Annotated in this window: 15 protein-coding genes and 4 tRNA genes; 9 read left to right on the top strand and 10 right to left on the bottom strand. The window is 64.3% G+C overall.

The window, feature by feature from the left end; genetic code table 11:
* Nucleotides 1-952 (bottom strand): NADP-dependent isocitrate dehydrogenase (locus Q0X68_RS11495; protein WP_297751898.1); only part of this gene is annotated, 952 nt, incomplete at its 3' end.
* Between the two features lie 173 nt (nucleotides 953-1,125).
* Here Q0X68_RS11495 and Q0X68_RS11500 point away from each other — a divergent pair.
* The 5 genes from Q0X68_RS11500 to Q0X68_RS11520 all read left to right on the top strand — a co-directional run bounded on the left by Q0X68_RS11500 (nucleotide 1,126) and on the right by Q0X68_RS11520 (nucleotide 5,409).
* A complete protein-coding gene (locus Q0X68_RS11500) occupies nucleotides 1,126-1,347 on the top strand; it encodes a DUF3073 domain-containing protein (protein ID WP_108870310.1) in 222 nt (73 codons plus the stop codon).
* Complete coding sequence (locus Q0X68_RS11505) at nucleotides 1,344-2,318, top strand: alpha/beta hydrolase (protein WP_297751901.1); 975 nt, start codon at nucleotides 1,344-1,346, stop codon at nucleotides 2,316-2,318. The genes Q0X68_RS11500 and Q0X68_RS11505 overlap by 4 nt, the downstream gene beginning before the upstream one ends.
* Nucleotides 2,315-3,238, top strand: coding sequence for an AEC family transporter (locus tag Q0X68_RS11510; protein ID WP_297751903.1), 924 nt, complete (start codon nucleotides 2,315-2,317; stop codon nucleotides 3,236-3,238). The genes Q0X68_RS11505 and Q0X68_RS11510 overlap by 4 nt, the downstream gene beginning before the upstream one ends.
* A gap of 145 nt (nucleotides 3,239-3,383) precedes the next feature.
* Entirely contained in the window at nucleotides 3,384-3,836 is a 453-nt protein-coding gene (locus Q0X68_RS11515) for a hypothetical protein (RefSeq protein ID WP_297751905.1), read from the top strand.
* Between the two features lie 220 nt (nucleotides 3,837-4,056).
* The gene (locus Q0X68_RS11520; protein ID WP_297751907.1) at nucleotides 4,057-5,409 is read left to right on the top strand and encodes a DUF222 domain-containing protein; all 1,353 of its coding nucleotides are present in this window, start codon (nucleotides 4,057-4,059) and stop codon (nucleotides 5,407-5,409) included.
* A 547-nt stretch (nucleotides 5,410-5,956) separates the two neighbouring features.
* Here the strand turns inward: Q0X68_RS11520 and Q0X68_RS11525 are convergent.
* The 3 genes from Q0X68_RS11525 to Q0X68_RS11535 form a co-directional block, all read right to left on the bottom strand.
* Nucleotides 5,957-6,033: transfer RNA gene (locus Q0X68_RS11525), tRNA-Phe, on the bottom strand.
* Nucleotides 6,034-6,056: 23 nt separating this feature from the next.
* Nucleotides 6,057-6,130, bottom strand: a tRNA-Asp gene (locus tag Q0X68_RS11530).
* 114 nt (nucleotides 6,131-6,244) lie between these two features.
* A tRNA-Glu gene (locus Q0X68_RS11535) sits at nucleotides 6,245-6,317 on the bottom strand.
* Between the two features lie 183 nt (nucleotides 6,318-6,500).
* Between Q0X68_RS11535 and Q0X68_RS11540 the strand changes: the two genes are divergently transcribed.
* Complete coding sequence (locus Q0X68_RS11540) at nucleotides 6,501-7,292, top strand: DUF5642 family protein (protein WP_297751908.1); 792 nt, start codon at nucleotides 6,501-6,503, stop codon at nucleotides 7,290-7,292.
* Nucleotides 7,293-7,349: 57 nt separating this feature from the next.
* On the opposite strand, the gene Q0X68_RS11545 is transcribed toward Q0X68_RS11540, so the two are convergent.
* Both Q0X68_RS11545 and Q0X68_RS11550 read right to left on the bottom strand, forming a co-directional pair.
* Nucleotides 7,350-8,768: an SH3 domain-containing protein gene (locus Q0X68_RS11545; RefSeq protein WP_297751909.1), complete on the bottom strand. Its 1,419-nt coding sequence runs from the start codon at nucleotides 8,766-8,768 to the stop codon at nucleotides 7,350-7,352.
* A 412-nt stretch (nucleotides 8,769-9,180) separates the two neighbouring features.
* Nucleotides 9,181-9,256: transfer RNA gene (locus Q0X68_RS11550), tRNA-Lys, on the bottom strand.
* A gap of 67 nt (nucleotides 9,257-9,323) precedes the next feature.
* Between Q0X68_RS11550 and Q0X68_RS11555 the strand changes: the two genes are divergently transcribed.
* The gene (locus tag Q0X68_RS11555; RefSeq protein WP_297751910.1) at nucleotides 9,324-9,938 is read left to right on the top strand and encodes a hypothetical protein; all 615 of its coding nucleotides are present in this window, start codon (nucleotides 9,324-9,326) and stop codon (nucleotides 9,936-9,938) included.
* Nucleotides 9,939-9,942: 4 nt separating this feature from the next.
* On the opposite strand, the gene Q0X68_RS11560 is transcribed toward Q0X68_RS11555, so the two are convergent.
* Complete coding sequence (locus Q0X68_RS11560) at nucleotides 9,943-11,409, bottom strand: patatin-like phospholipase family protein (protein ID WP_297751911.1); 1,467 nt, start codon at nucleotides 11,407-11,409, stop codon at nucleotides 9,943-9,945.
* A gap of 52 nt (nucleotides 11,410-11,461) precedes the next feature.
* Here Q0X68_RS11560 and Q0X68_RS11565 point away from each other — a divergent pair, with 52 nt between their 5' ends.
* Nucleotides 11,462-12,382, top strand: coding sequence for a cation diffusion facilitator family transporter (locus Q0X68_RS11565; protein ID WP_297751912.1), 921 nt, complete (start codon nucleotides 11,462-11,464; stop codon nucleotides 12,380-12,382).
* 13 nt (nucleotides 12,383-12,395) lie between these two features.
* Here Q0X68_RS11565 and Q0X68_RS11570 read toward each other — a convergent pair whose 3' ends face one another.
* From Q0X68_RS11570 to Q0X68_RS11580, 3 genes are read right to left on the bottom strand one after another with little or no spacing between them, the layout of a single operon-like run.
* Nucleotides 12,396-13,580 carry a galactokinase family protein gene (locus tag Q0X68_RS11570; protein ID WP_297751913.1) on the bottom strand — a complete coding sequence of 395 codons (1,185 nt, stop codon included), beginning with the start codon at nucleotides 13,578-13,580 and terminating at the stop codon, nucleotides 12,396-12,398.
* On the bottom strand, nucleotides 13,577-14,242 hold the full coding sequence (gene dhaL / locus Q0X68_RS11575) for a dihydroxyacetone kinase subunit DhaL (protein WP_297751914.1): 666 nt from the start codon (nucleotides 14,240-14,242) through the stop codon (nucleotides 13,577-13,579). Before dhaL ends, Q0X68_RS11570 begins: the two co-directional genes overlap by 4 nt.
* 30 nt (nucleotides 14,243-14,272) lie before the next feature.
* Nucleotides 14,273-14,521, bottom strand: coding sequence for a PLD nuclease N-terminal domain-containing protein (locus Q0X68_RS11580; RefSeq protein ID WP_108870288.1), 249 nt, complete (start codon nucleotides 14,519-14,521; stop codon nucleotides 14,273-14,275).
* A gap of 81 nt (nucleotides 14,522-14,602) precedes the next feature.
* On the opposite strand from Q0X68_RS11580, the gene Q0X68_RS11585 reads away from it, so the two are divergent.
* The coding region (locus Q0X68_RS11585; RefSeq protein ID WP_297751915.1) for an AMP-binding protein at nucleotides 14,603-15,158 on the top strand (556 nt) is incomplete at its 3' end.

The following is a 15,158-nucleotide window of genomic DNA, read 5'->3' on the forward strand; positions in this document are numbered from 1 at the left end:
GCGCCGGGCCGTTCGCCATCGCCTCGTCGAAGGCGGCGCGAATCTCCGCTCCACCCTCGAGCTGCTCGAGGCCAGCGAAGATTGAGCCGAGTCCATCGTTTGCACTCAGTCCGGCGGCGGCCAGCTGGTCGCCGTACTTGGCGAACACGTCAGCGAAGTAGGCGCGGATCACGTGGCCGAAGAGGATCGGGTCGGAGACCTTCATCATGGTGGCCTTGAGGTGGGTCGAGAACAGGACGCCCTGCTCCTTCGCCTTGGCAACCTGCTCCAGTAAGAACGCGTCGAGCGCCTTCGCGCTCATCACCGTGCCATCGACGATCTCGTCGGCGAGCACCTTGAGGTCGCTCTTCAGGATGGTCTCGGTGCCGTCGGCGGCCACGTGCTTGATGGTGAGGACATCGTCGGAAGGAAGCACGACGGACTGCTCGTTCGAGCGGAAATCGCCGCCGGACATAGTGGCGACGGAAGTCTTCGAATCCTTGCTCCACTCACCCATGCGGTGTGGGTTGTTGCGGGCGTACATCTTCACCGATTCGGGTGCACGGCGGTCGGAGTTGCCCTCGCGCAGCACCGGGTTCACCGCGGAGCCCTTGACCTTGTCGTACTTGGCGCGAATCTCGCGCTCCTCGTCGGTCTGCGGGTCCTCGGGGTAGTTGGGAACGTCGTGGCCCTGCGCCTGCAGCTCAGCGATCGCGGCCTTCAGCTGCGGCACTGATGCGGAGATGTTCGGAAGCTTGATGATGTTCGCCTCGGGCTGCTGGGCCAGCTCTCCCAGCTCGGTCAGCGCATCGTGCTCGTCGGTGAACTGGCACAGAATGCGAGAAGCGACCGAGATGTCACGCGTATCGACATCGACGCCGGCCTGCGCGGCGAACGCCTTCACAATGGGAAGGAAGGAGTACGTGGCGAGCAGCGGCGCCTCGTCGGTGAGGGTGTAAATGATCTTGGCCATGGCCTGGTGGCGCTCCTATCTCGTGGAATGCAATACGAGGTTCAGCTTAGCTTTGCCACACCGAACTCGTGTCACCTTTGGTCTTGTGCGGAAACTTGGGTAGCCTTATCGCCACGAGAAACTGAAAGATTCCGCGGCAAGCCGCGAGGGACAGAGCAAGGGGGTCGACCCATATGGGGCGCGGCCGTGCAAAGGCAAAGCAGACGAGGGTCGCACGCGACCTGAAGTACCGTTCCGTCGAAACCGATTTCGCATCGCTGGAGCGCGAGCTCCAAGGGAAGCCTCCCGTCGACGAGCATGACGACATCCCTGATCAGTACGCAGACCTCGCGGCACAGTACGACGATTACGTCGACGACTACGACGACGAAGAAGAGGAAGAGCGCGGGGCATGAGTTCCCCCTGGGTGGCAGACACGCTGCTACCCGGATACCTCTCACGCACCATCGCGTTGCCCGACGAGAGCACCTACGCCCTCGAACCGTCGGGTTCACTCGTTGCAACACTTGTTCGACGAGGCGAGCCGACGCGTCGGCGTGCCGTGCTGTACATCCACGGGTGGTCTGACTACTTCTTCCAGGCACACCTGGGGGACGCCTTCGACGCGCTCGGCATCGATTTCTACGCGATCGACCTGCGCCGCTACGGGCGGTCGCTGCGCAACGGGCAGCTCGCCGGATACATCCCTGATATGCGGGATTACTGGACGGAACTCGACGAGGCCGTGCAGCTCATCCGCGACGACGGCCACGACGTGATCGACCTGTGCGGCCACTCCACCGGTGGGCTGATCGCTGCGTTGTATGCCGACGAGCGCCCCGGCACGTTCGCGACGGTGCTGCTGAACTCTCCTTGGATTGAGATTCAGAGCTCGCCCGTGGTGCGGTACTCGCTCCACCCCATCATGCGCAGCTTTTCTGCAGTCGCCCCCACCACGGTGCTCCCCATGGCCGACAACGGCTTCTACCTGCGCTCCATCAGCGCCGACGAGGACGGCGAGTGGGAGTTCGACCGGCACCTCAAGGGTGACGAAGCGTTTTGGATTCGCGTCGGCTGGGTGAAGGCCGTGCTGTCCGGCCAAGCACGCGTGGAGAAGGGGCTCGACATCGACGCCCCCATCCTGGTGCTCACCTCCAGCCGCAGCGTGGGTGGCTTCGTCGGGGGCCAGTGGAACGACGACTACCACCACGCCGACGGTGTGCTCGACGTCCGCCGCATCGCCGAACGGTCGCACTACCTCGGTAAGCATGTCACCTTGGTGCGTCTCGAGGGCGCTCTCCACGACATCGCTTTGTCGGCTGAGCCAGTGCGCCGCCGCGCGTTCGACGAGTTGCAGCGCTTCCTGAGCGCGTACGGGGCCGCATGACGCCAGTTATCACTGGCTTCGGCATGATCGCGTTCGCGATCTTCGTCGGGTGGTTGTTAGGGCGACGGGGCATCGTCAAGCCGGAAGACCGCTTCTCGCTCAACAAGGTCGCGTTCTACGCGGCCAGCCCCGCGCTGCTGTTCACCGTGTTGGCGAAGGCAGACCTCGCCCAGATTTTCTCGGTCTCCCTCGCGACGCACGTCGTAGGCGTGATCATCGTGTGCGGCGGGTGTTGGGTTGTGATGCGCGCGCTGGGTACACGTGACGTTCGGCAGCTCATGGTCGCCTCCTACTGCGGGGTGTACTCCAACGCCAATAACATTGGCCTGCCCATTGCCGTATACGTGATTGGCGACGGCAGCCAGGTGGCGCCGCTGCTGGTGCTGCAGATGGTTGTGCTGGCACCGATCCTGATGGGCGTGCTCGATGCGTCGGGGGAGGGCGGCCTCGACCTTCGTCGACTCTTGCTGCAGCCAGTGATTAATCCCATCGTGCTGGGTTCCGCACTGGGCGTGGTGTTCTCTGCGTTTGCTATTCCACAGCCGGAATGGCTCATGCGGCCGCTTGAGCTCGTCGGTGGGGCAGCGGTGCCGCTGATGCTGATCGCGTTCGGTATCTCTCTCGTGGGGCAGAAACCGCTCCAGCCCGGCACAGGGCGGCGCGACGTGCTGATCGCGACGGTGGCGAAAACAGTGGTGCTTCCCCTCGTGGTGTACGGGCTGGGGCGTTGGGTGTTTGGCCTCGACGCGCAGCACCTCTTCGCCGCGACGGTGCTCGCCACGCTCCCGACCGCGCAGAACATGTACCAGTACGCGCTGCGCTACGAGTCTGGGGAAGTGATTGCGCGCGACACCGTCGCGGTGACGACGGGGCTCTCTCTGCCGATCTCGCTCGTCGTGTCCGTGCTGTTGCGCCCTTGAGCGCCCCGGATGTGCTGCCCGCAGTGGAGTGCGCTACCGTACAAGATTGGCTGTGTACGCAGCTGAACGATCGATGCGCCCGAATTCGGGCCGACGAAGCAAGGAGATGACGCTGATGCGCAAGGCCAGCAAGTTTGGCATTGCAATGCTGGGAACTGTAGTGATGGGGCTGTCGATGACCGGCTGCGCTTCCCAGGACGAGGCCTCGAGCGGCGAGGCGAATTCGGGCAGCGACGCCAAGGCGTCGGCGCCCGCAGCGTCGGCCGAGGAGTCGAAGGCTGAAGAGGCAAGTGGCGACAAAGACTCCAAGTCGGTCGATTCGATCGACATGATGGTCGAGAAGCTCCGGAAGAAGAACTACGCCTGCCAGGACTGGCAGCAAACCGACGACGTTGATGGCGCCGACGCCTCTGGCACCTGCAACGGTGAAGACCAGATCATGTGGTTCGAGGATGCCTCGAAGGTGGACGCCAAGGCCAAGGAGCTCGACGACGCTGGCACCAAGTACGTCGTGGGCGAGAACTGGATCGTCGCGAACACCGTCACCCCGACGCTCGTGCGCAACGCGCTGGGTGGCACCGCCGTTTCTGACAAGTAATCCGGCCCTCCCGGCGGTTGAGTAGCCGACCTCGCCCGCCGATGGGTGAGTAGCGGGCGGAGCTCGTGTATCGAAACCCGCCCCTCCCGGTGGTTGAGTAGCGCCCGGAGGGCGCGTATCGAAACCACAACCCAAAATAATCTTCGAAAAAACTCCCCAAACCCCTTGGGTATAGAACACCTGTTCGATATAATAGTGGTGTCTCAGAGAGGAGATGCCAATGGGTGATCAGGCGGCGTTGTCGTTCGCGGCGATGGTGCATGCTCGGCGATCCGCGCATGCTGCAGAGATCGCCGAGGTCGTGGCGCTCTTGGAAGCTTCCGACGCCTATGTCATCGATGACGACCCGCAGCTCCCTGCGCCTCTGCGTGTGAAGCGAGTGAATTCTGGCCGTGATGGCGTGCTCGGTCCCACCGAAGCCTTTCTTCTGGAAGCCGCCGCAGCGACGGGCATGAGTTTCGGGGGAATGCGGGAGCGCACGTCGCAGGCACTCAGCGTCCGGGTTCGGCATCCCAGAGTGTGGCAGCTGTTCATCTCAGGCGGCGTCCAGTGGTGGGTGGTGCGCAAGATCGAAGAGGCCTGCCAAGAGCTGTCGTTCGAGGCGGCGCTGGAGGTTGATCGTCGTGCCTCACACTGGGTGAGCATGCACCCGGTGTGGAGCGTGCTGGATCAGCTCTCCCGTTGGGTGATGGAAGCAGATCCCGACGAAGCGCACCGCAAGGCAGCCCTGTCCAAAAAGGGCCGGTTCGTGCACGTCGGGCGTTTTGAAGACGATCACGTGGGGCTGTTCGGGCGCGTCGATGCCGCGGATGGGGTGCTGTTCGACCAAGCGTTAGACCAGATTGCCGCCACACTGCCGGCGCCCGAAGTCCCGGAAGAGCTCGAGCCCGAGGAGCGGGCATGGTTTATTCGTGGGCAGCGGCGCGCGGCTGCGTTCGGGGTATTTGCTCGCCAAGCCATTGGTCAAGACAGCCTGATGGACGTCGAGATGGTAGTCCATGTCCCCGCTGAGCATGCTTTGGCGGACGGCCATTCCCAGGAAGCTGGAGCGCCGCTGGGCTCGATGGCGTACGTCGAAGGCTGGGGCAGCCTGCTCACCGCCACGATGCCTGAGTTCTTGAAGAGCGCGAACGTCACGGTTCGGCCAGTGCTTGACCCGAACATGATCCCCAGCCCCAGCGGAAAAGAACCCACCGCTGATCAACGACGAGCCCTCATGGTGAGGAACCCCCGCTCGGTGTTCCCGTTTGCCACCACGAAGGCAAAGGATTGCGACGTCGACCACACGGTGAACTTCTGCCCAACTGGCGGAGGCGGGGCCACGTCGATGGCGAACATGGGCCCACTCGACCGAAGAGCGCACCGGGCAAAGACGGCCGGTTACTGGCGGCTGACTCAGCCCGAGCCGGGGGTGTTCCATTGGGTGTCGCCGCTGGGGTACGAGTACCTGGTCACCGGGCAAGGCAGCGCCATGACGCGCCTGCCCGACGTGCCCGTTGCGCCCATCGCAGAGGTGCCGCCTCAGCCCCCTCCTGAATACGAGCCACCCCCAGATTTCGTACGAGCTGCGTAGTTCCACCCGACGATAGCCCTGCCACCCCGTATACCGTCCCGGTTGCGGGGTAGCAGTGCTGCGTTGGGGGTAGTTTTCGGCGAAGTCGTGGTTTCGATACGCGGCCTGCGGCCGCTACTCAACCACCGGTGCTGGGGCGCTCGGCCACTGGTCGTCGAGTAGGCCTCGCCTACCCCACCCCGATGGTCGAGTAGGCCTCGCCTACCCCACCCCCCGATCGTCGAGTAGGGCCGAAGGCCCGTATCGAGACGCAGCGAGAGAAAAACTTCACAATCCGTACGCAGTTTGACCTAACGCCCCCAAATCGGGCCCTTCATCTCATCTGCGTACGGATTGTGAAGTTTCGTGGTGGGTGATTTCGATACGCGCCCTTCGGACGCTACTCAATCACCGTAAACGGCGTGGTTTCGATACGCAGGCTTCGCCTGCTACTCAACCACCGAAGGGGGAGAGCTACTCAACCATCGAAGGGCAGGGAAGAACACTCGACCATCGAGTAGCGCCGCAGTCGCGTATCGAGATGCAGTAAGGAGGGGGAGTGAACTGGTGGTGGCCAGGGCCGGGGTCGAACCGGCGACCTTTCACTTTTCAGGCGAACGCTGCTACCAACTGAGCTACCTGGCCGTGCGGCCTGAATTCAGACCTAGCGACCCCGACGGGACTCGAACCCGCGACCTCCGCCGTGACAGGGCGGCGCGCTAACCAACTGCGCTACGGGGCCAATCTCTTGACCTGCTGGCGTGAACCAACTCGGCAACTATAGCCATGCCTGCGTCGTTATGGGAAATCGACGCGGGGTGGCACTTCGTCGCCACTTCCCTCGTGGGAAGTTTCGCATCCCCAACGGGATTCGAACCCGTGTTGCCGCCGTGAAAGGGCGGAGTCCTAGACCGCTAGACGATGGGGACCAGCTCGGAAGACTGTACCGGATAGCAGCCTGTTCGCACAAAGCGACGCCGATATACAGCGCGTAGCCCCAGAAATGCGGCTCGCCATTCTAAGCTTGAGGTGACCTCCGTCGGCGTTACAGTGCTGAGCAGTCAACGAATCCCGCGATGCCGGACGCGTTCGCGATGGAAAGGGGACAATCCATGACACTGCACCGACGCCGCGCACGCGGCCTCCTCGTGCCTCTCGCCGTAGCACTCACGCTGGGGGCCTGCTCAGCTGGGGACGAGCCAAGCCCGACGCAGAGCCCCACGCCCAGTGCTTCGAGCGAGTCATCGTCGGAAGCATCGCCGACTGAACCGCAACAGACGGAGGAGTCCGCAACGCCAGCCGCATCGGGGGAGAAGGTCTCGCAGGAGCAGATCCAAGCGGCCATCGATGCGTTCGTGAAGAAGCACGAGGGCGCCCAGGAGATCCCGGGGAGCGATATTAAACCGAGCGAGCTCGACGAAGTGTCGAAGGGCGTGAAGGTCGAGCCCAAGGAATGCAGGGACGCCTACCTGCGGCTCCAAGACCCAGATCTGCCGCAGACGGGGAAGACGCACGTCGCCATGCACCGGAACACCGGCCTGGGCAATTTGGTCTGGTTGAGCATCCAGGAATACGAGACGGCCGAAGACGCACGTCGGATGGCCACAGTCTCGGACGAACCGGGACCGTCTCAGTGCAAAAAGATGAAGATTGAGACCAACGGCATGACGGTCACTGTGGAGTACACGGAGCGCAAGCCCCCAAAATTCGACAACGTCGAGCTGACAAGCGCCATGCAGTTGGTTGAGACTATCCCTGGGGGAGCGTCCACCACCACCAACTCAGTGCTCGCGTTGAAGGGCAACGTGGTGGTGTCTTCGTCGCTGCACTCGGTGGAAGACTCATTCACGCCCGAGGATGCCGACGCCATCGTCCGGGACGCCTTGGAAGCGATGGATCAGTAACGCAAAGCGCAGGGCGCCTCCTTGCATCGGAGCACGCCCTGCGCGGTACGACCGGCGTCAGTTCGAGCTGATGTGCACGTGGTCGTAGTGGTTCGCGGTGTCGCTGCCGCGGTTCGACATCGGGCGCCACCCTTCCTTGCTACGCCCAACGCTCCAGATCTTCTGGTCCCAGATGATGTACTTGATGTTCAGCTCGCGCGCGTACTTCTGGTAGTAGCGGGCGACTTCCCAGCCCAGCTGGTTGTTCTTCTTGTAGTTGGGGATCATGAGGTCGACGGCGCGCCCAGCCGGGTGGTCTGGGGTCACGTCGCGACGCCACCCGTAGTGGGTCTTGATCTGCGGGAAGCGCGCCCATGCGTCGGCGGAGATGCGCTGGATGTACGGGTTCGTGCGGTGCATGCCCGACGAGTACCCCTTGTTGAGGGCTTTGCCTCGAGGTCCGCCGGTGATGGGTGTGGCCGGAAGCTTGCCCGAACCACTCCAGCCATCAGGTGCGGGCGTGGAGGGGGCGGTCGAGGTGGTGTAGCGCGACGTCACCCAGCGCAGCGCGCCCTTGTGCACGACCTCGGCGCGCCCGTTGGCGACCTTGCCGGTAATGGCGATCTCGGACCCCTTGGGGATCTCGCCGTTGTACCGCGTCCCGGTGCTGGCGTACCAAATGTTGAGGTCCGCGGTGGCCCAGCGCTTCGTCGTCGACGGCAGCTTGGTGTTGTCGCTCGGCTGCGAGGAAGACGACTCGATGCTCCGGAGCCAGTTCGACGCCGCCCAGCGCTTATTACCCTGGTAGATCACCTCGGTGAAACCACCGCTCGTGCGGCCTGTGGTGGGCAGCAGACTGCCCTTCGCAGCCGTCGCGACGCGGCGGTAGTTAGTGCCAGGCCCGGTGCGTACATTGAGATTCTCGGTGGTCTGCGCAGTAGCTGTGCCGCTGGAGGATGCCGACGGTGCAGGCGCGGCCCCCGTCGTCGGGGACGTCAAGTACCTGGTGGCCACCCAACGCGGGGTGCCCTGCCAGCTGATCTGCGTGTACTCACCGGAACGTTTGCCGGTGAGGCTCACGACGGTGCCCTTCGTCGCGAGGGATACGCGGCGATGCTTGATGGACGGGCCAGTCCGGACGATGAGGTTCACCGTCGTGCGGGATTTTCCGGATGCCGACGACGAGGTCACCGGGGCGGCCGACTGCGTCGTCGTCGTGAGGTACTTCGAGTAGACGTAAGCGACGCGCCCGTTCCAGGTGACCTTCGTCCAGCCGTTCACGGTGCCGGAGGCCTTGACCTTCGCCCCGGGGTTCAGAATCGTGAGGGACTTACTGCTCGTCGTGGGTTGCGTGCGGACATGCACTCGCGTCGTCGCCTGCACGGTGCCGGAGTGCGCGTCTGCGCCTGGCCCGGTGGCCAGGGAGCCGAACAGTTGAACTCCGAGCGCCAAGGAGGCAGCAGCCGCAGTCATGCGCAGCCCTTGGATAGCCCTCACGGTGTCTCCTCACGTTATGGATACGGGTGTCCGGATGCACCGCTTCCCCGGAATCCTGAGACTCCCGGCACATCCGGTCTCGAGGACAGTAGGACGCCCAATTAGGCGGGGACAAGGCTGCTTGAGGGTTGGTTGAGGTTCGAAATCAAGGAGACGCGCCGACAAGTCGCTAAAAATCACACGCGTGTAATTTTTGAGGCTAGTCGCGTCTGGCTAGGGGTTACGTCGAACAAGGTTGAAAAACGCTGTCGAATCCCAAGGCTGAATAAAACCTGAGTTCAACTCTCAGTAAATCAGTTGAAGTACAGCTTGAGGTTCAGGGTTTGCCTGGTTGAGGTTGAGGTTTGAATGCATCGCACCAGCATGTGCGGCGGGGTTCAATCATGCGATGCGAAGTGTTACGTTGTCGTGGTGGTGCCCCCAGCGGGGCTCGAACCCGCGACCCATGGATTAAAAGTCCACTGCTCTGCCAACTGAGCTATAGGGGCTATGACAGTTTAGAGCATCGACGCCAAACTGCCACTTCGGGTTTGGTTCCTCTGGCACAGTGAAGGCATGGAATGGCTGTGGCTCGTCGGCGCGGTGGCACTTGGCCTGGCCTTGTTGTGCGTGGCTGTGGTGACCGATCGCCGCGTGCTCCGACGTGCTCAGCGCGAGGCCGTCGTCGTGCCGCCCAGGGGCAATGACACCGTTGACGCCCACGTGCCCACCTACATCACCCAAGCCGAGATCGACGCCCTCCCTGACGTCGAGGGGCGGCGTGAGGCTCCCGTCGGACAGCATTTCGACGCCCACGTCGCCCACCGCGTGCTACTGCCATACCGCGGGCGCGCCCACCTCGAGTCGCCACGCGTGCTGGTCGTCGACGGGACGATCGCCAGCATCCGGCAACTGTTCCCCGCCCTCGATACCCGCAACCCGTTAGCCATCGTCGCGGAAACAGTCCACGACGAAGTAGCGCGCACCGTGCAGGCCAACCGAAAATACTCCGCGATGCCGCTACTGGTGCTCACCGCGGCGACGAAGGAACGCGCACGCATCGCGGAGCATGTGCACGCCCAGCTGCTCACCGACGACGACCTGCGGGCAGGCTACGTGCCAGATGAGGCGTACGGCAGCGCGGCGTCAGTGGATGCCGACGCCCATCACGCCTGGATCGACGCCGGCTAGGCGCTCACCACCAGGGGCGCGACTCGACCGGCACGGGGTGCTCCTCGAACGTGCGCGCCCACGAACTGGCATCCGGTGGCAACGCGTCGGCGCGCGCTTCCTCCACCAGCGCTCGTAGCGCCCGTTTCGCGCTGACGATGTCGTCGCGGCGCTGTTGCAGCTCCGGCTCCTCGAGCCATGCCTGCTCCAGGCGTAGGCACTGGATGCGCTGTTCGATGATCCGACGATGTCTGCGGCGATGCTGCGCATCAAGCTCGAGGTGCACTTCGGCTGCTCGAAGCCAACCATGGGCGGCGTTGATGCGCGTCAGGCCAGGGTGCACCGTCATCGCATCATGGACCGGCACGTCGGGATAGATGTTGATGGCATTCGCGGAGATCGCGTACTCGAGCTCGTCGCGCCCGGCTTCGTCGATGAGAATGTCTGTGGCGCGCATCACCACGTCGAAGATGGAGGCGTCGGCCATATTCGGCCGCGGAGTGACGCCGCCGGTGTGGCTCGACAGCACGTAGTTGCGCGACGCTCCCATGAGCCCGATGGCGAGCTCGGCGGGCAGATTCTCCCTGGTTCCACCGTCGACGTAGGTCTCATCTTCGATGGGCACGGCGCGGAACACGCCGGGGATAGAGCATGAGGCGAGCAGGCCGTGGACGAGATCGTGATCGGTGTCGTCCCAGGGCTCGTTGTTGCGGTCGACGAGCTTGCCTTCCTCGGTCATGTAGCGCAGCTCGCCCGATTCGAGCGCGACGAGCGCAATCCTGAGGCGCATTCCCGACGACGCCACTCGCGCAGGCTGGAAGAAGGCAGGCTCCAAGAGGTCTTGCAACACCGGGCCGGGGCGGTACATCGACTGGGTCTGCTCTAAGCCCGACCAGATGGCCGACATGTCCGTGCCGATCCGCGGAATCTGCCCGATGTGGCTGGCGATCGCAGAGAGATGCTCCAGCGACCATTGCGGCTGGATCTCACCCTCGGGCGTGAGTGCCATCTCGACGGGATCGAGCGGCGAATCCGGCGAGCTCGGGGTGGCGGGTGAATCTTGGTCGCGGCGGGTGAAGAAGTTGGGCAGCGCGAGGCGCGGCGATGGGGCCTTCTTCGGCTTGGGCGGCGCGGGCGGAGGCTGCACAATTTCCATCCACGACGGCCCCTCGTCGCGGAGCTTACGGAACCAATTTCGCGGAGTGAACATCTCCTCGGAGCTGCGCATGCTGAACCACAGCTCGCCCAGGCGGTCGATCCACTCGGACTGGTCGTGGCGGCTCGCGTACTGGGCGAGCCCTGACGCCACGATTGCGCCCGCAGATGCGCCGACGAACACCGTCGGGGTGAACTGTTCGTCGTGGCGGTAGAGGTACTGCAGGGCGCCGATCTGGAAACTCGCGCGTGAGCCGCCGCCTGAAATCGTGCATGACACCACCGCCGGCTCCGGGCGTTTGCCGAACAGCGGCAAACCAAACCATCCGCTTCGCATGCCATCCAGCATACGTTGACCTTTGAGCATGAACGGGGAACACTCATGGGTTGTGCAACGTGCCGATCTTTCCAAATTCGCATGGCTGTCCATCGCTGCCGCACTCGCCACGCTCCTGCTGAAAACCGGGGCGTGGTGGATCACCGGGTCGGTGGGTTTGCTGTCGGACGCAGCCGAATCGACGGTGAACCTTGTCGCGGCCATCGTGGCGCTCATCGCGCTGAAGCTCGCCGCTAAACCCGCCGATGATGCCTTCCACTACGGGCGCAGCAAGGTCGAGTACTTTTCGGCCGCCGCCGAGGGCGTGATGATCTTCATCGCAGCCATGGCCATCATCGGCTTCTCCATCGAGAGGCTCATCAACCCGCAGCCGCTCGAAGAGGTGGGCATCGGACTGCTCATTTCGGTGGTTGCATCGCTCATCAACGGCGCCGTAGCCCTGGTGCTCATTCGCGCCGGCAAGACCCACCGTTCCATCACGCTGCGCGCCGACGGCAAGCACCTCATGACCGACGTGGTCACCTCCGCTGGGGTGCTCGTCGGGGTTGGGCTCGTGTGGCTGACTGGCTGGATCTGGCTCGACCCGGTCGTGGCGCTGCTCGTCGGGCTGAACATCCTCTGGACGGGGTGGAAACTGCTCGCTGAATCCTCGCGTGGCCTGCTCGACGAGGCGCTGCCGGAGGAGGACCGCCGTCAGATCGCGACGATCATGGAACGTTCGGTGGGTGAGGAAGTGGAATTCCACGCGGTGCGCACCCGCGTGTCCGGGGCGAGATCGTTCCTCGAATTCCACATGCTGGTGCCCGGCAAGTGGACCGTGCAGTACGGCCACGACCTCATGGAAGACCTAGTGGACGAGCTCGTCGCCGAGTTCCCTGGCCTGCAGGTGCTCGGCCACCTCGAGCCCATCGAAGACCCGCGCAGCTACGACGACATCGAACTCGACGCCGAGCGCACGCCCCGCAATACGTGACGCGTCGCGCTCGCTACGAGAGCTTGTGGGCCGGCGCGCTGGGCTGGGTGATGATGAACTCCGGGTTCGTATCCGGGAACTCGGCGCGGTAGCGCTCGCCCCAACGCGCAGCGAACTGCTCGGCATCGTCCTTGCGGGCCAGCGCCCACGTCGAGCCGCCGAATCCGGCGCCGAATGCTGAGGCAGCGGGGGCACCGAGTTCGCGAGCCAGCTCCACCAGGCGGTTTGTTTCAGGAATTTGGTTGCCCAGACGTTCATCCGCGTTGCGGTGCGACCTCAACGCAGCCTCCCCGAACGCCTCCACATCGCCTGCTTGGAGCGCCTCGAACGCCTGCGGAATGCACTGCGTCACTTCTTCGACGAACGCCTCCAGGCGGCGGGTGAGGGCCTCGTCATCAGCGACGATCTCGCGCATGCCAGCAACCCCATCCTCGACACTCAGCACGTCGTTGAGGATGACGTCGTCTCGGCCGGTGGCGTCGTTCCAGCGCTCGAGCAGTTCCTTGGTGCTACTCGAGAGATAGTTGTAGCGCTCTTTCACCGCGCCGGACTTCTCCGCGCGAACTCCTGATACGCCGACGACGAAGCACCAGCCGTCGGGCAGGGCGCACGATCCATAGCGGCGGCTGGGAATGTAGGAAAACTCAGTGATTTCGCCCTCGCGGCAGGTGATCATGGCGGTCTGGTCTTGCGCTCCGGCGAGGGTTCCCACGCCAGCGCTGCCGGGCAGGCCGGGGTAGTCGTAGCCGTTTTCTACGCAGGAGCAGTAGCTCGCCAGCTCGAGCTCGTCGTGAATGTGGTCGGTCCATCTAGGCGACTCGAGGAGGCCAGCGTGGTCAACGAGGGCGAGCACGGCGGCGCACACCAGCGCTGATGAGGAACTCATGCCGCTCGCCGCGGGGAGCGTTGACGAGATCTCGAAGCGCACTGGCTCGAGGGGCCCAAAGTTCAGCGTGAGGCGGTCCAGCACCACCTGCAGGTAATGGCCCCAGTGCCCAGGGCGCGCCTGCAGTGGCTGCCCGGGGATCAGCTCGATGGTTTCGTCGGGGAACGCATCTGAGGTGGCGCGGAACACGTCGTCAGATGCGACGGTGACCGTCACCCCGCGGTCGACGGCGGCCAGCAGCGAGTGCCCGCCAGCGTAGTCGGTGTGTTTGCCGAACACCTCGATGCGTCCGGGCACGAACCAGCTAGTCACGAGTGATCTCCTGGGGTCTGAGGGGCGTCGTTGTTCGCACTGAGGAAGGCCGCCTGGCGGGCGGTGATCTCGAACAGCAGGGCTATGGACGCTGCGCCCGGATCGACGTGACCGACGCTGCGCTCACCCAGCAGGGCCGCACGCCCGCGTCGGGCAAGCATGTCGCGGGTGGCTTCGGCGGCTTCCTTGGCTGCGTCCGCAGCGCGGGAGAGCGCGTCGGCCGTGGATGCGTCGGAGGATTCTGAGCTCAGGCTGCGTACCGCGGCGTCGAGGGAATCCACCATGGTCTTGTCGCCGATCTCGGCCCGACCCCTCGCCTGCACCGCGTCGCGGGCGGAGCCGAACGCGTGCGCCAGCGTCGCTGCGCTCAGCTCGGAGGGCCAGGAGGCCGACATTGTGAGGAAGAACGTGCCGTAGAGCGCGCCCGATGCGCCGCCGATGGTGCCTAGCAGCTGCATGCCGATTTGCCGCAGCGCCAGCTTCGGCGTGTTGTTCATGACGAAGTCGACGGTGACAGCGGCGTCGAAACCACGCGCCATGTTGGTGCCGTGGTCGCCGTCGCCGATTGCAGTGTCGAGGTCGTCGAGCGTCTGCATGTTCGCGTGGAACGTGGTCCTCGCATCACCGAGCCATGCCTGCATTGCACCGAGTCCGAATCCCATGTGTGCCATTCTTGCGCTTCGGGCGTTGCGCTACCTAATTCCGCGCAGGAAGTCTTCGTCGTCGTCGGGTGCACGGTTGGGTAGTGGCTTGCGCGGTGCGTTCGTGGGGCGCCCCAACGCCAGCCAGCTGATCGGACCAACCACCGGCACGCAAATCACAGCGAAGGCCCACAGCCATTTCGGCAGGCGCCGCACGCGGGCACTTCGAGCCTGCGCTACTTCGATGACGCAGTAGAGCGTCAACATGATAATCGCGACGATGAGTAGCACCCTAGGCATAGGAGCCAGTCTAGCTTGCACTCAGAAGGCGTCACGAAGGGGATTCGGAAGGCCTCAGGCAGCGGCGATAGCATGACGCGCATGGCCAGCCCCACCGTCGACGATGTGCAACGCATGCTCTCCGGAGGCCCAGGACTGTGGCTCGCGTCGGGAGAACCCCAGGAGCTCCATCCGGGCATCGGTGTGGTGTTGGAGACCTCAGGGTCGACGGGGGCCCCGCAGCGAGTGATGCTCACCCGCGAGCAACTCGTCGCTGCCGCCCAGGCCAATCGAGCGTTCTTCGGCTGGGATGCGACGTGGCACCTCGCCCTGCCCAGCCACTACGTGGCCGGGCTGATGGTGCTCGTTCGAGGCGTCTTGGGCTCAGGGGTGCGGGTGTGTTCGTCGGATCTCACCGACGCTGTTCCAGCTCCTGGCCGCAGCTGTCTGTCTATCGTCCCCACCCAGCTCATCCGCGCCCTCGATCAGCGCCTGCCGCTCGACGGCTTCAACGCGGTGCTCGTCGGGGGAGCCCCGCTGCGCCAGGACGTGCGGGCGCGGGCCGAAGATGCGGGCGTGCGCGTGGTGGAGACGTACGGCATGAGCGAGACCTGCGGGGGCGTGGTCTACGACGGCGTGCCGCTGCCCGGCGTCGAGG

It is taken from the genome of uncultured Tessaracoccus sp. (assembly GCF_947286155.1).
Classification (GTDB): domain Bacteria; phylum Actinomycetota; class Actinomycetes; order Propionibacteriales; family Propionibacteriaceae; genus Arachnia.